The organism is Cupriavidus agavae (assembly GCF_004217045.1).
Classification (GTDB): domain Bacteria; phylum Pseudomonadota; class Gammaproteobacteria; order Burkholderiales; family Burkholderiaceae; genus Cupriavidus; species Cupriavidus agavae.
The window spans coordinates 62,823-77,246 of the sequence record NZ_SGXM01000007.1; the positions used below are offsets into that span (position 1 = coordinate 62,823).

Sequence of the window (14,424 nt, forward strand, 5' to 3'; positions counted from 1 at the left end):
CTCGCATTGGTCGATTGACTTCCGCTCGGGCACGAATACGAAAGCAGCTTTTTCGGAAATCACCGACCAACGACCATTCACCACCGAATGTCGGATATGGAATCAGTTGTTTTGACTTAGAAGCTAGAAAACTGAATCGCGATCTTTTGAACTGGAAAATGTCTTTTATCAACAGCCACTTGCGCGATTCGTAGATCGCGAGGGGACAGATGACGGCGCGAGCGAAATAAATCATCGCTCGTTGCATTTGCGCAACAATAAATGCCTATTTCTGGCTATCCCGGGCTGCGGAGATCCAGTGAGCAATCGCGCTGGGCTCAAACCCATCATGCAGTGCTGCGCGTAGTGCTTGCTCCAGTTTTTGCCAACCGACGGGAGAACTGGTGTTGGTTGAGGCGGTCGGCCAATTGCTATTACCAAGCTGAAACAGCAGACTGTCCAACAGCTCGTCGTCGCCTACGTCATTTGCAGCTTGCTCAGCCAGCGTAAGCAATGCTTCACGCGTGCAACTTAACGGCTCGACAGGGATCGCAGCAAGAGGCTCAGCCAGCACGATCACACGGTGCGGCTTAATGACATCGGCCAAGTCCTGTGCTGCAGCAACGCCCGCGATTAGCTCGACGCGAACAAGTACATCGCCAACTTGCAGGAACCGTATCTTGCTCAGGCCTGGCTGACCATCCTGGTACAGCACGACGGCCTCAGAGCCGACAAGGGCGTTCAGCACCAGTCTCAGGTCATCCAAGGCACCAGCGTCCCGCCATTGGTGGAGGATGTCCGCGCGCAGGCTGCTCCCCTCCAGCCCTAGGTGATACATCAAAGTGGCCACGCGCTTGGCAGAAATGACCTGCTCTTTGCCCCTCAGCCAAACGGACAGGTTCGCGGGGCGGATGCCCGTGGCTGTACCCACAGCGCTCAGCGTATCGCCACGCAGGCGCATGAGTGCGGCTGCGATGGCACGCATTTGTTCGGCCTGAAGTGTCGACATCCGGCAATCTCGTTGCTCTAACAGTAAATCACTATAACAAAGCGACAACCTGCCAGCCAAGGCTTGGCCTGCTGACTTTTCATTGTTATAGTAATTTATAGTTAAATGAGGGATGCCATGCACAGCCTGCGACGACAGTACCGCCCCATGCGACGCCGAGAGTACCAAGAGGCCGTCGAAGAGCTGAAGCGACTTCACCCTTGGCTGGAGAAGCAGGTGTTTCAGCCCGCCCCAGGCCATCTCGCAGTGGTCGCCGAGCTGATCACCCAATGCGAGCGGTTGATGCATCGCAGTGACTACCAGCGTCGTCCGCTGTTCTGTGTCACCGCAACCAGGGAAAAGCTGGCAGTCCGAGTCGAGGTCTCCGATGCCAGCATCCAGCGCGAGCGCGCCTTGCTCGACGTGGTGGAACAGGCTCGGCACGCGGCCCAGCAGTGCTGCCCTGTTTGCGGTGCTCCGGTTTTCGGTGGCGACGCCAATGCCCCCCAAGGCGCTCGGAGCGCTGCGCACGAGCAAGTGGTAGGACTGTTCGCAGAGGACATCCAGCGTTTCAAGAGAGCAGCGAAGGCCTTGGAGTTGGCGGATACCGAGCGTGCGAGCAGCACCACTGATCGCGATGCACCCACTCGCACCGAAGCCGCCAAGAAAGACCTGTCCGACAACCCCGTCCCCGCACGCGATAGCAGCAGCACTTCGACTGACGACAAGCACGCACCGCTGATCGCCTTTCTGGACGCTTCCGGCCTCAAACAATTTGTTGACCGCCATCGCGCGAAGGCAGACGAAAAGTTCAAGCGTGCCCAGCAGATCGCGGAGCGCATCCGGGCGGCCGGCGATGAGCGGCGCACGCTCGGCATGCTGCCCGACGAGTGGGACGTGCTGATCGAAGAGTTCACCCAAGCCTTCCCGAACTTCAGCGAGCTGGCCGAGGTGCTGCACGATCACTTTGCCCTCAATGCGATGGGCGATGGCCGCGTTGCGTGGTCGCCGCTACTGCTGGTCGGGCCTGCGGGCATCGGCAAAACAGAAGCGGCTCGCTGGCTGGCGGAAAGGCTGGCCTTGCCCTTCCGTGTGTTCGACATGGCGAGCGCCCAATCAGGTTCGCCACTGGCTGGTTCAGAAGCCTTCTGGAGCAATTCCGAGCCGGGCCTCCTGTTCGAACTGCTTGCCTACCAGCCAAAGGCCAACCCCGTCGTGGTCTTGGATGAGCTGGACAAGACCGAGCAGGTGCGCCAGTACGACCCGCTGGCGGCGCTATACACCCTTCTTGAGCCCCGCAGCGCACGGTCCTTCACGGACCTCTCTATTCGTGATTTCACCATCGATGCCAGCCACGTGAACTGGATCGGGACAGCAAACAGTGTGGATGGCATCCCGAGTCCTTTGCTGTCGCGGCTCACGGTGCTGCATGTCCAAGCACCCACGCCCGATCAAATTGCTCGAATCGCGCAGAACATTTATGGACGAATGCGTGCCGAAGCCAGCTGGGGTTCTGCCTTCGTACCCTCTCTCGACGGAGCCGTTCTGGAGAAGTTGAAGCACTTGCCGCCGCGAAGCCTGGGCTTGGCATTGCGACGGGCGCTTGGGCATGCCGCACGGGATGAACGCAATCACATTCAGGTCAGTGATGTGCAAGCTATCCCAGGCAACTTTCGCAGGATGATCGGGTTCATGGCTTGAGGATGGGCTAAGCAAAACACTGTGCAGCAGGAGTTGCGGCGCAATTGGGGCTAATTTGGGCTCGAAAAAACTGGCGACTCGCACCTCAACCTAGTGCATCGCGATCTGGCACGACCAGACTGAGTGACCGCTCTGCAGTCCCCGGCATCGTCGACTACCGCGTCGCGTGGGATTCGCCAGTCGAGTAGGCGGCGCTCGGAGCTCTGCTGACGCTCAACGTGTATGGCTCGCTGGGCGGCCACTTGCGCGCTTGAATTATCACTGTCGCCGGTGATGTTCTCTCTTATGTGAAAAATTATTGCGACCGATTTGTACGCCAACAAGGCTGAGTCAGACTTTCCTTTTTGTGCATTTCTTCAATAGCTTTTTCGTATTCGAGCACAGGATCACTCTTGCCTCTAGAGGCCATTTCCTTAATCCATTCCAGCCCCGGGTAAAGCATACCTTCATCCATATCTTGCTGCGCATACATGGGAATTGAATTTACCGCAGGTGAGTCAAAATCCGCCCTAAAATTCACATACGAATGCAGTGGCGTCCGGCTTCTAGATATTTTATTCTTTATATCAATAATATAATTGGCCGCCAAAATCAGGCCATAGAATAGGTATTTCAATACCTCTTTCTTGTATTCGACATAATCACCTTGCCGATGGTATGGCAAGTTTCCTTTATCAACCCAGTACATATAAACATCAAGAGATGCGTCAGGCCTACTGCAGTCAACAATAGCGCTATCTATTAAGTCGGATGCCACCCTCTTGAAATTATCTATTGCATTCCTCAGTTTCTCGTCGAGCCCTTGAGTGCGTTGGCCATCTAGTAAAATTTCAGATTCATTATGGAATGAGCAAAGCTTCGCTATGAAGTCAGGCTGAAAACTCACTTGATACGACCTAAAAGGGAGATAGCAAGCATTTACGAACAAGTAGTGGCTACTAAATTGCTCACACCACAGTCCGAATGCGTAATTATTGGGGTCGCCATATGGAAGCGCCCAGTTGTAATATCGATTTACTAGACCATCATGCTGCCATAATTTATCAAGTATTTCATCCCAGCCAAGGAAGTGAACGGAGAACAGGTTCCTCTCAGCATGTACTTTAGTAATTTCTCTCGCCACCCGCTCCAAATCTGGATCATTGGGTGAAGTGGTTGCGAAAGTGAAAGACGAAAGCTGCGGCGAAAATCTGAGAGCCTTATCAACCTCCTCCCGCAGTTCTTTTTCGGTAGCTGAGCTGGCTGTGCCTCCATTCTTCTTTTTACATTGAATGCCGTGCAACCTTCCGTCTCGCGTATAGCCATAGACGTCAACACCATTTTGCGGAAAGCCAGTTCGTCCATGCCTTTGCGTGGAAGGATCGCTCCACTCAATAGCAAAGATATCCGCACACATGCGCTCAAACTTCTCCCATGAAGAAGGAGGAGGCAGCTGAAACTGATCGTGCATTTTCCATCCAAACAGAAAGTGTAATTATGCCGATCAGCATACTTTAGTTTGCTGGCTCCAGCCATGTAGCATGCTGGTTAAGCCCCCCAGGAAGATAGCGACAATTACGGCAATGCCCTGTCGCCATCACTCTCGGTGATGTGCCTGCCCACATCTATGGCAAAACCATGTGCTCTGCCACCGGCGCTTCGCGGCACTGTAGACCTTCGCCTGGGTACGCCAGCCCTTCATCAGCAGCCAGCCCAGCGCGATGAGTCCCAAGCCGACAGCCGCTTGCTTCCAGTTGTAGCGCAGGCCTGCCATGCCGACGTATACGCACTCACGCGCCGACAACGGGCACACCGTCATCGACATGTAGATGATGATGCCGCCAATCCCATAGGCTCCAATGAACGGCAGCGGTGATGGCGGCGCAGGTGGGGCGCAGTGCTGGGCCAAGGCCGTGGACTGCGAGCCCTGGCTGCTGCCTTGAACGAACTGCCCATCTGAAGTGACCGCTGTGTGCGTTGCGTGGAAGTGCTGTGTGCCACCCGCATGCACAACGGCCATTGGCTGGATATGCGCGCTGCCGCAGCTCGGACATTGCATTGCCATGGTCAGCCCTCTGAACCTTCGGTGTTGACGGTACAGGTCAGCGTGGCCTCGCCGCCCTCCATGCCCGCCGACAACACGCCCACTTTGGTCAAACGGCCATAGGTCTTGCCATCCTTGCCCAATCTCAGCGAAGCTGATTTCGCGAGCTGCTGGACCGAGGTGCCAGCCAAGTAGCTGCGGTAGGTCTGCTCACCCCCGTCACGTGACACCGCCACCTTGCGGACGCTGAACCCATAGACCTTGACGGGCTCGGCGAGCGTGACCGGCGTGACGCCTTGATCGGAATTCCATCCCGACTGCTTGAGCAGCGACTCAGCCAGTTCAAATCGTGGACCGATGGGCGCGCAGCTCAGCGCCTGTTCGAGCTGCGCCTTGGTCTTGGCGTCCACGGGCTGCGACGCTCCGTTGCTGGAGGCAGGAGGCACGGTTGGCTTGATGACCGCGTTGGCGTCATACCCTACCAACCAGAGATTGGTTGGTGCGCCCGGCTGCCATCCGGTGTCGAGCACCAACTGCTGGACAAACCCCTGGAAGGCGAGCTGCTGCCGCTCGCTGATCGACTGCTGGTCGGGGATGGCCAGCATGGGCGGCTTGGGGCCAACAGTGCGGACATTGCCGCTGTGCTCGACCGCCATCTGCTGCATGAAGAGGTGCAGGTTCGCGGCGTTGTTGACCGCGTAGCCCACCGACTGTCCCCAGCACACAGAGAAGGCGGGCACAGCTTCGGACTTGGTCTTGCTCCACCAAATGGTGGCGGTGCCGATCCAGCAGTCACTGCGGGACCAGTCCGTGACGGTGACAGCCACGCGGGGGAAGTAGGTCTTGGGCATTCCGTCGTAGGAGTGCTTGCTGAAGACGCCTGCCAGTGCTGTTGCACGGATGCCAGGAGCGCCGGGCGGCGCGCTTTGGTCTGGCTTTGCTTGATTGGCAACGACGGCTGGGCGAGTCTCGGTAGTAGGAGGCGGTGCCACGTTACCTTGGCTGGCCTTCGACACGCCACCCAAGGAGAGGTGAACCTTGGTCGAGCCGTCAGCCTGCGGCTGTGTCGTGACACAGCCGGTCACGGTCGTCACAACGGCCAGCCCGGCCAGCATCCGAAAGCAGAGTCCACTCATCCATCAGCTCCCTTTGATCCCGAGTTGAGCTGATTATGAAGACTATATTCGACATTGTCGAATATAGTCCGTGGATTAAAGGTCTCATGACGCCCATGCTCGGCGTTGATGGGACGAAACTACGAGCAAGTGCGTCAGGACTTGGCGCGCAACATGAAAGACTTCCGGGGCAAGCGTGGCTTGTCGCAGGAGGCGCTCGCCCTGAGCGCGGATGTGGATCGCACTTACGTGAGTCAGATCGAGCGCGCTGTGGGCAACCCGTCCCTGCTGGTCCTGTGCAAGCTGGGCGCGATCCTGGAGACCGACGTGCTCGACCTCTTGGCGGAGCAGACCAAATGAACACGGGTGAGGCCCCCCACATGGGGATGCCCGAAAAAAATGTATACGGAGGTGACTACGGAATGAGCCGATCCGCAGTGAGCGCCAGTAAAAACAGAACTTCCGAGGCCATCTTCCGCTTTAACGTCTGACCGCGCCGAAGCGGCGCCACGCGCCCGCCCCGGAACCGCTCCGAAAAGCCCAGCCATGCTGGGCTTTTTTGCGTCTGGTCAGATCGCATCTCCCGGATGCCGGATACGCTCCCTCGATCAAAATCATTAACCAGGCTGGCCACCTGCTCAAGCACGGCAAGCGGATGACGTTTCTCGACATCCTCGGCGAAGACGGCCTGCATCCCGACGAGGAAAGCGAAGCCGATGCCTTTGCCCGTGACACCCTGATCCCGCCCGCGAAGTACGCCCGGCTGGCCGGGCTTCCCTCGATTGGCGAGCGAACCATCCGGGACTTTGCCGAGCAGGTCGGCGTTTCGGCAGGGATCGTCCTCGGGCGGCTGCAGCATGACGGTGTCGTCGGCTGGCAGCGGTTCAACCATCTCAAAGTCCGCTATAAATGGGACCACGAGGTGGCCGACCAGCCCTGAGCCGGCGCACTGAAATGCGTCACATAAATCACATCCCCTCCAACCCCTCCCCCCGCATCCCCACCAGCAGCGCCTGTCCGCTGCGGTCCACGCGGAACTCGCCGAAGCGGGCTTTGGCGTAGCGGTCGGCGTGGCCTTCCTGGAAGAACCATGCGTTGGTGGAGACCAGGATGGCGTTGCCGCCGCTCCATGGCGAGGGAACGTTCTGGACCCGCAGCAGCATTTCGCCCGCGGCCAGCGGCTCGCCGTGGTGCAGGCGGACGAAGCGGCCTTCGTGGTTGGTCTCGCGGCGGATGACGATGGTTTCCTCGCGGGGGAGCGGAGTGCGGGAGGTACCGGAGGTGCCGTGGGCCACGCGCACGTCATTGGCGATCGAGAAGTTCAGGGCCATGTAGTCGCCCTGCACCAGCGATCTCGGGTCGACCGGCGCCAGCCGCAGGTAGACCACCTCGCCGTTCGAGATCAGCCGCTCCTTGCCGGCGATGCCGGCCAGCGCCACGCCGAGGGCCAGCAGCCAGGCCACCAGAATCCAGCGTTTCATCGCGAAACCTCCGCACGGGGCAGGCGCATGGCCACGGCGCGCACGCCCAGCAGCAGCCCGCCGGCGCCGGCCAGCGTGGCTGACTTGGCCAGCAGCGTCCATTGCAGCGTGCTGTAGTACCAGACGAAGCCGACCAGCATCGTGGCGATGGCCAGGCCCATCCAGGTCAGCGCGCCGCGCCGCAGCGCCAGCATCAGCGCCACCACGCCGGCCGTCACGGCGGGCGCGTAGACCATCAGCGCGCTGAAGGCGATGGCCGTGACGAGCATCGTGGCGCTGGTACGGGTGTCGCAGGCCAGCCGCTTGCATTCGGCCAGCGCAAACGCCACCAGCACACCGCCGGACAGCGCGCCGGCCAGCCACGCGCCGGGGGCGTACCAGGTACGGCCGGTACCGAAGATGATCGACGCCGGATGGATGGCGCCCGTAACGACCAGCATGCCGCCCAGCGCGAAGACGAGCGAGGCGTCCGCCGCCGGCTCCCATGGGGCATGGCGGCCCGATGCCGCCACGCGTTCCTCGCCGCTCACGAACGCGACCGCGCCGGCGAGCGCCAGCGCGCCCAGCAGGCCGATCATCGGCGGCATGGCGGTCCAGCGCGGCGCCACCATGTCGCCGAGGGCGATGCAGCCGGCCAAGGCCAGCGCCAGCCAGACGCCCAGCCCGCTCAGAAAGCGGTGCAGGCGGTCTGGCACCACGGCGAACAGCAGCACTTCCAGCGCCGCCACGCCCAGCCACAGGCTCGCCGTACCGAACAACTCGCGATAGCCCAGTGTCTCCGCGACGCCCACGACCAGCATGCCTTGCCCGCCCAGGCTCAGCGCCAGGGCGAACTGGCCCAGCGCGATGCGCGCGCTCTCACGGGCCTTGGTGCGATACACCACCGCGGCCGCGCCGATCATGACGGCGCCGGTCACGGCCATGGCGGGGCCATTGCCGCGTGTGGCGGCGAACACCGTGCCGATCAGGAACACCTGGAAGAACAGCGCCCCGAGCCACCCGGCGCCGCCCATCAGCAGCCGGATCGGCCACGGCGTGCGCAGCGAGGCCGGGCGGTCTCCCTGCACCGCGCCGCGCGACGCCAGCCGCTGCCACAGCGTTTGCTCGATCTGCAGGTCGCTCATGCCACGCTCCCCGATTCTCCGCGCCATACTTTCAGCAGCCAGGTGGCGGCCGCCACGGCCAGGCCGGTCGTCAGCAGCGCCAGCAGCAGGAAGGCGCCGAAATCTCCGTCGATGCTCACGATCACCCGCGCCGCCGCCATGACGATGACGCCGATCCCGGTCATGCAGGCCAGGCTCAGCACCACGATGTCGAACGCGCGCCAGCGCACCCAGGCGCCCAGCCCGGCCAGCGCCAGCAGGCTGGTGAGGAACCCGAACATGGCAACCCATTCGCTCAGCATGCTCATGGCGGCCAGCCAGCCCGCATACGCGCAGACCAGCGCGCCGATCAGCCGGGGCCCCGTCATGCCGCGGAAGCCCAGCGCGCCCGCCCGCGCGGCCAGCAGGTGCCACACCGCCAGTTGCACGATCGCCACACCAAGCAGGAACAGCATCGTCTCGCGCGCCCAGCGGGCCGAGAACAGCAGTTCGAACATGCCGCCAACGCCCAGGTTCACGCTGCAATACCGCAGCAGCGCCACATTGCCGAGCACCAGCACGATCCACCAGTGCGGTGCCGCGCGGGCCGCCAGCGCCCACGGCGTGGCCAGCAGCGTCCACAGCGCGAACAGTTGCCACGCATCGGCGCCGGTCTGGTAGGTCTGGCCGATCACCGCCAGCAGCACGCCGGAGACGATCTGCGTCCCGGCCAGCGCGGCACGTCCGGCCATGTCGCCGGACGGCCGCCGGGCGGCAAACGCGGCCAGCAGCGTCAGCGCCGCGGCCAGCAGACCGAATTTCGAGAATTTGTGGAGATCCGCCCAGTTGAAGGCGAAGAAGACGACGACACCGGCGCAGAGCAGCGCGGTGCCAAGGCACAGCAGCACGCGGTCCAGCCAGTGCCGCCAGTCGGCGGGCGCGGGCAGCGTGGACTGCCAGGCGGCGCGCAGGTCATCGGCACCGAGCCGGTCCTGCGCGCGCCAGTCGGCCAGCGCCTGCTGGCTGACCCTGCGCTGTGTGAAGCGGTGAATCGAGAAGCTGTCCAAGCGGCAATCCCCCGGGTTCGGCATGGTCTGCAATGTAGCAGGCCCCCGCGCCGAAGTCTCCCGGGAAACGCGCTGCCGTGCGGCAGGTCAGAAGCGGTAGGTCACGTTGCCGATGATCGAGCGTTGCGTGCCGAAGAAGCAGTCGCCACGCGCGATACAGCTGTACACGTACTGCTTGCCCGTCAGGTTGTTGACGTTCAGCGACACGCGCACCGGGCCACGGTCGTAGGCGATCACGGCATCGAACACCGTGAAGCCGCCCACGCGGTTGTTGCCCGTGCCGTCCGTGCTCGGGCCGTTGTAGCGCACGCCGGCGCCGGCCAGGAAGCCCGGGATGTCGAACAGCGCGAAGCGGTAGTTGGCCCACAGCGACGCCGTGTTGGTCGGAATGCTCGCCAGGCGCTTGCCCTGCTCGGCCGCCGAACCCTCGATCACCTTGGCATTGAGGAACGTGTAGGCCGCGATCAGGTCCAGCCGGCCCAGCGACACCAGTGCCTCCAGCTCGGCGCCGCGCGTGCGGGCCTCGCCCACCTGCACCGTGCCCGGCAGGCCGTTGACCACGCCGGCCACCTTGCGGTTCTCCTCGCGCATGTCGAACAGCGCGGCCGTCAGGGTCATGTTCTTGCCCAGCGGCTGGTACTTGACACCCACTTCCCACTGCTTGCCGCGCAGCGGCTTGAACGCCGTGCCGTCGATGTTGAAGCCCGCCTGGCCCTGGAACGACTCCGAGTAGCTGACATACGGGTTCAGGCCGAGGTCCGAGCGGTACATCAGGCCGAAGCGCTTGGTCAGCTCGTTGTCGTCACGCGAGGCCGACGGCGTGTTGTCCTGCGAGGCGCGCGACCAGTCGTAGCGCAGGCCCAGCATCAGCAGCCACTTGTTCCATTCGAGCTGGTCCTGCATGTAGACGCCGGTCTGGATCTGCTTGGCTGGATCAAGGCCACGGAATGTGGTGGGCGCCACGTAGTTGCCGTAGACCGGGTTGAACACGTTGATCGGCGCCGCGGTGCCGTTGGAATTGGTACGGCCCGTGGCGTCGCTGTGCTGGTAGTCGATGCCGGTCAGCAGCGTGTGGCGCACGGCGCCGGTGCTGAACTTGGCCTGGCCCTGGGTATCGACGGCGAACTGGTTCAGCGTCGGCTGGTTCATGTAGACGATACGGCGCAGCAGGGTGTCGCTGCCCGGCACCCAGCCGTGCGTGGCGCCCGTGAAGCCGGTGGTGTAGATGCTGCGGTAGTCCACCGTGCTGTGCGAGTAGCGCAGGTTCTGGCGCACTTCGAACGTGTCGTTGAAGCGGTGCGAGAACTGGTAGCCGATGGCGTGCTGCTGGGCGCGGTAGCGGTCGAAGTCGGGCTCGCTGACAAAGAAGCTTTGCGGAATCGCGCCGGCGGGATTCTCGATCAGCGTGCCGCGCCACGGGAAGAAGCCGATCATCGAGCCGCTGTCGTCGCGCTGGAAGTTCGCCAGGATCGTGAACGAGGTATCGGCATTCGGCCGGTACGTCAGCGACGGCGCGATGAAGTAGCGGTTGTCCTTGACGTAGTCCACCGATGCATCGCTGTCGCGCGCCATGGCCACGAATCGATACAGCCACTTGCCATCGGCGTCGAGCGGGCCGGTCAGGTCGGCCTGGATCTGCTTGCGGTTGTAGTTGCCAAAGCTCACGCCGATCTCGCGGTATGCCTCGGCCTGCGGACGCTTGGACACCAGGTTCACCACGCCGCCCACCGCACCCTGGCCGTACAGCATGCCCGACGGGCCCTTCAGCACCTCGATGCGCTCCAGCGCGTACGGGTCGGGCCGCGTGTTGTTGTAGAAGCCCACGGCGTTGAGCAGACCGTCGAGGTACTGGGTGGAATCGGTGCCACGGATCTTGATCGAATCCGTGCGGTTGTCGTTCGCAAACCCGGCCGTGGTCACACCCGCCGTGTAGCCGACGGCCTGCGCCACCGTCTGCGCACCGGTGAGTTCGATCCGGTCGCGCGTGATGACCGTGATCGACTGCGGCGTCTCGATGATCGGCGTATCGGTCTTGGTGGCCGTCACGGCCTGCTTGGCGACGAAGCCCGAGACCGGGCCCGTGGGCGATTCGTTGGCGGTGCCCTTGACGGTCACGGCCGGCAGTTCATGGTGAACGGCGGCGGGCGCCTGTTCCTGGGCCATGGCAGCGGAGGCGGCCTGCAGGCTCAGGGCAAGGGTGGTCAGACGGAAGGCATGCGAACCGCTAAGGCGGCGCCGGGCGCTTACAGACATGGAAGGCTCAATCTCTCGGACTTATTGGAATGGGAATGCTAATGACTCGCATTTAGGCTGGCATTGTAACGGCTTGTAATACGGTAGATACATTTACCGGCCGTTTAATTGTCAGCCGTGGCAATCGCACCACACTGGTATGCTGTGCGCCGTTTCCGACCCAATGCCCTGCGCCCGCCCCACCATGACCCTTGGCATCCTTGCCGCCCTGCACGACGAAGTCGACGGCCTGATCGCCGCCATGCGCCACGAGGACGCCCGCGCCACGTGCCGCACCATCGGCATGCGCGACTACTATCAGGGCACGCTGCATGGGCAGCCGGTGGTGCTGGTGCTGGCGCGCGTCGGCAAGGTGGCGGCGGCCGCCACGGCCGTGACGCTGATCCGCGAGTTCGGGGTGGACGAGATCGTGTTCACCGGCCTGGCAGGCGGCGTGGCACCGGGGGTAGAGGTGGGCGATATCGTCGTGGCGGACCGCACGGTGCAGCACGACATGGATGCCAGCCCGCTGTTTCCACGCTACGAGGTCCCGCTGCTCGGCCAGACGGAGTTTCCGGCGGACCCGGCGCTGACGGCCGCGCTGCGGCAGGCGGTGGCAGGCTTCCTGCGTGAGGATCTGGCGAGCGAGGTGCCCGCCGGCGTGCTGGCCCGCTTTGGCGCGCCCCGGCTGCACGTGGGCATGATCGCCAGCGGCGACCAGTTCGTCAGTTCGAGCGCGGCTGTCGCGGCGCTACGCCGGGATCTGCCGGCGCTGCAGGCGGTGGAGATGGAAGGCGCGGCGCTGGCCCAGATCTGCCACGAGTACGGGGTGCCCTATGCGCTGATGCGCACCGTTTCCGACCGGGCCGACGACACGGCCCATGTGGATTTCCCGGCATTTTTGCGTGAGGTGGCGAGCCACTACTCCAGCGCCGTGTTGCGACGATTCCTCGCTGCGCGACGCTGAAGCGCCACCCAGGCCATCGCCGATTCCTGAATTCCTGGTTTTTTCTCTCGTTACCGACGCGGCCGCGCAACACCCCAGACCGCCACCAGCAGCGCGGCGCCAACAATCGCCGCACCCCACCCCAGCAGCTGCCCGTCGGTGAACAGATGGAGCGCCCGGCCGGTGTAGAACGCCAGCGCCGCGCCCGCCATGCCCAGCGCCAGCGCCACCGGCACGCGCACGACCCGGCCCAAGGGGTGCAACAACGCCCCCGCCAGCCCCACCACCGCGCCCACCACCAGCAAGCCGAACATCCGTTTCTCCTGTGCCTTTTGCGTCATATCAAGATGCGATGCCGTAACGATAGCGCAGTTGGAACAAAGCGCCCCGGTCTCCTGCAACTTTGTCAACGGGCGGTATAATGACCCCCGCTTCCGGCATCGATCCGGATGGCAATCCAACCCCACAAATGCAACTGCTCGCGATCGGCATCAATCACACAACGGCACCCGTCTCGCTCCGCGAACGTGTGGCGTTTCCGCTTGAGCAGATCAAACCGGCCCTGGGCGCGCTGCGCACCCATCTGGCGGGCCGCCACGGCACCGAAGCCGCGATCCTTTCCACCTGCAACCGCACCGAGATCTACTGCGCCACCGATGTGCTGCAGCCGGGGCAGGACGGATTCGAGCACACGCTGCGCTGGCTGGCCCAGCACCACAACGTGCCGGCCGGCGAGCTGGCGCCGCATTTGTACGCCCTGCCCCAGTCCGAGGCCGTGCGGCACGCGTTCCGCGTGGCCAGCGGGCTCGATTCGATGGTGCTCGGCGAAACCCAGATTCTCGGACAACTGAAGGATGCCGTGCGCACCGCTGGCGAAGCCGGCGCGCTGGGCACCTACCTGAACCAGTTGTTCCAGCGCACGTTCGCGGTGGCCAAGGAAGTCCGCGGCCAGACCGAGATCGGCGCGCATTCGGTGTCGATGGCCGCCGCCGCCGTGCGCCTGGCACAGCGGATTTTCGAGAGCGTGTCCACGCAGCGCGTGCTGTTCATCGGCGCGGGCGAGATGATCGAGCTGTGCGCCACGCACTTCGCCGCGCAGCAGCCGCGCCAGATCGTGGTGGCCAACCGTACCGTCGAGCGCGGCGAGAAGCTGGCCGAGCAACTGGCCGAACAGGGCCTGACCACGCAGGCCATCCGCCTGCAGGATCTTGGCGAGCGGCTGCACGAGTTCGATATCGTCGTCTCGTGCACGGCCAGTTCGCTGCCGATCATCGGCCTGGGCGCCGTGGAGCGCGCGGTCAAGCGCCGCAAGCATCGCCCGATCATGATGGTCGACCTGGCGGTGCCGCGCGACGTGGAGCCCGAAGTCTCGCGCCTCAACGACGTGTTCCTGTACACGGTCGATGACCTCGGCGCCGTGGTGCGCGAGGGCAACGCGCTGCGCCAGGCCGCCGTGGCTCAGGCCGAGGCAATCATCGAGTCGCGCGTGCTGAACTTCATGCACTGGCTCGAAACCCGCAGCGTGGTGCCCGTCATCCGCGACCTGCAAACCGCCGGCGAAGCCATCCGCCAGGCCGAACTGGAACGTGCACGCCGCATGCTGGCCCGCGGCGACGACCCGGCCGCCGTGCTCGACGCGCTCTCGGGCGCGCTGACGCGCAAGTTCCTGCACGGCCCCACGCACGCCCTGAACCACACCCAGGGCGAAGACCGCGAGGCGCTGCTGCGCCTGGTGCCGGGCCTGTTCCGCCACAGCAGCCACTCCGAGCGCTAGCCGCGCTCCGCCCACCCGCTGGCGCCTGCCAGCCAT

General features: G+C 63.4%; 14 protein-coding genes. 5 read left to right on the forward strand and 9 right to left on the reverse strand.

Annotated elements, in window-relative coordinates:
• Positions 1-265: 265 nt before the first annotated feature.
• Positions 266-988, reverse strand: a complete 723-nt coding sequence (locus EV147_RS20415) for a hypothetical protein (protein ID WP_130393052.1) — start codon at positions 986-988, stop codon at positions 266-268.
• A 117-nt stretch (positions 989-1,105) separates the two neighbouring features.
• Here EV147_RS20415 and EV147_RS20420 point away from each other — a divergent pair, with 117 nt between their 5' ends.
• Positions 1,106-2,668, forward strand: coding sequence for an AAA family ATPase (locus tag EV147_RS20420; protein ID WP_235844873.1), 1,563 nt, complete (start codon positions 1,106-1,108; stop codon positions 2,666-2,668).
• A 295-nt stretch (positions 2,669-2,963) separates the two neighbouring features.
• Here the strand turns inward: EV147_RS20420 and EV147_RS20425 are convergent, their stop codons facing one another.
• The 3 genes from EV147_RS20425 to EV147_RS20435 form a co-directional block, all read right to left on the reverse strand.
• Positions 2,964-4,118, reverse strand: a complete 1,155-nt coding sequence (locus EV147_RS20425; RefSeq protein ID WP_130393053.1) for a hypothetical protein — start codon at positions 4,116-4,118, stop codon at positions 2,964-2,966.
• Between the two features lie 126 nt (positions 4,119-4,244).
• Positions 4,245-4,712, reverse strand: coding sequence for a hypothetical protein (locus EV147_RS20430; protein WP_130393054.1), 468 nt, complete (start codon positions 4,710-4,712; stop codon positions 4,245-4,247).
• Positions 4,713-4,714: 2 nt separating this feature from the next.
• The gene (locus EV147_RS20435; protein ID WP_235844875.1) at positions 4,715-5,827 is read right to left on the reverse strand and encodes a hypothetical protein; all 1,113 of its coding nucleotides are present in this window, start codon (positions 5,825-5,827) and stop codon (positions 4,715-4,717) included.
• Between the two features lie 108 nt (positions 5,828-5,935).
• Here EV147_RS20435 and EV147_RS20440 point away from each other — a divergent pair, with 108 nt between their 5' ends.
• Positions 5,936-6,166 carry a helix-turn-helix domain-containing protein gene (locus EV147_RS20440; protein ID WP_130393055.1) on the forward strand — a complete coding sequence of 77 codons (231 nt, stop codon included), beginning with the start codon at positions 5,936-5,938 and terminating at the stop codon, positions 6,164-6,166.
• Positions 6,167-6,461: 295 nt separating this feature from the next.
• Complete coding sequence (locus EV147_RS20445; protein ID WP_130393056.1) at positions 6,462-6,746, forward strand: ImmA/IrrE family metallo-endopeptidase; 285 nt, start codon at positions 6,462-6,464, stop codon at positions 6,744-6,746.
• A 28-nt stretch (positions 6,747-6,774) separates the two neighbouring features.
• On the opposite strand, the gene EV147_RS20450 is transcribed toward EV147_RS20445, so the two are convergent.
• The 4 genes from EV147_RS20450 to EV147_RS20465 form a co-directional block, all read right to left on the reverse strand.
• Positions 6,775-7,287, reverse strand: coding sequence for a GDYXXLXY domain-containing protein (locus EV147_RS20450; RefSeq protein WP_130393057.1), 513 nt, complete (start codon positions 7,285-7,287; stop codon positions 6,775-6,777).
• Positions 7,284-8,411, reverse strand: a complete 1,128-nt coding sequence (locus tag EV147_RS20455; RefSeq protein WP_130393058.1) for a DUF4401 domain-containing protein — start codon at positions 8,409-8,411, stop codon at positions 7,284-7,286. The genes EV147_RS20450 and EV147_RS20455 overlap by 4 nt, the downstream gene beginning before the upstream one ends.
• Positions 8,408-9,436: a DUF2157 domain-containing protein gene (locus EV147_RS20460; protein WP_407923269.1), complete on the reverse strand. Its 1,029-nt coding sequence runs from the start codon at positions 9,434-9,436 to the stop codon at positions 8,408-8,410. The genes EV147_RS20455 and EV147_RS20460 overlap by 4 nt, the downstream gene beginning before the upstream one ends.
• An 87-nt stretch (positions 9,437-9,523) precedes the next feature.
• The gene (locus EV147_RS20465; protein WP_130393059.1) at positions 9,524-11,689 is read right to left on the reverse strand and encodes a TonB-dependent siderophore receptor; all 2,166 of its coding nucleotides are present in this window, start codon (positions 11,687-11,689) and stop codon (positions 9,524-9,526) included.
• Between the two features lie 184 nt (positions 11,690-11,873).
• Between EV147_RS20465 and EV147_RS20470 the strand changes: the two genes are divergently transcribed.
• Positions 11,874-12,635: a 5'-methylthioadenosine/adenosylhomocysteine nucleosidase gene (locus EV147_RS20470; RefSeq protein WP_130393060.1), complete on the forward strand. Its 762-nt coding sequence runs from the start codon at positions 11,874-11,876 to the stop codon at positions 12,633-12,635.
• A 50-nt stretch (positions 12,636-12,685) separates the two neighbouring features.
• On the opposite strand, the gene EV147_RS20475 is transcribed toward EV147_RS20470, so the two are convergent.
• Entirely contained in the window at positions 12,686-12,955 is a 270-nt protein-coding gene (locus tag EV147_RS20475; RefSeq protein ID WP_235844876.1) for a hypothetical protein, read from the reverse strand.
• Between the two features lie 128 nt (positions 12,956-13,083).
• Between EV147_RS20475 and hemA the strand changes: the two genes are divergently transcribed.
• A complete protein-coding gene (gene hemA, locus EV147_RS20480; protein WP_130393061.1) occupies positions 13,084-14,388 on the forward strand; it encodes a glutamyl-tRNA reductase in 1,305 nt (434 codons plus the stop codon).
• Positions 14,389-14,424 lie beyond the last annotated feature (36 nt).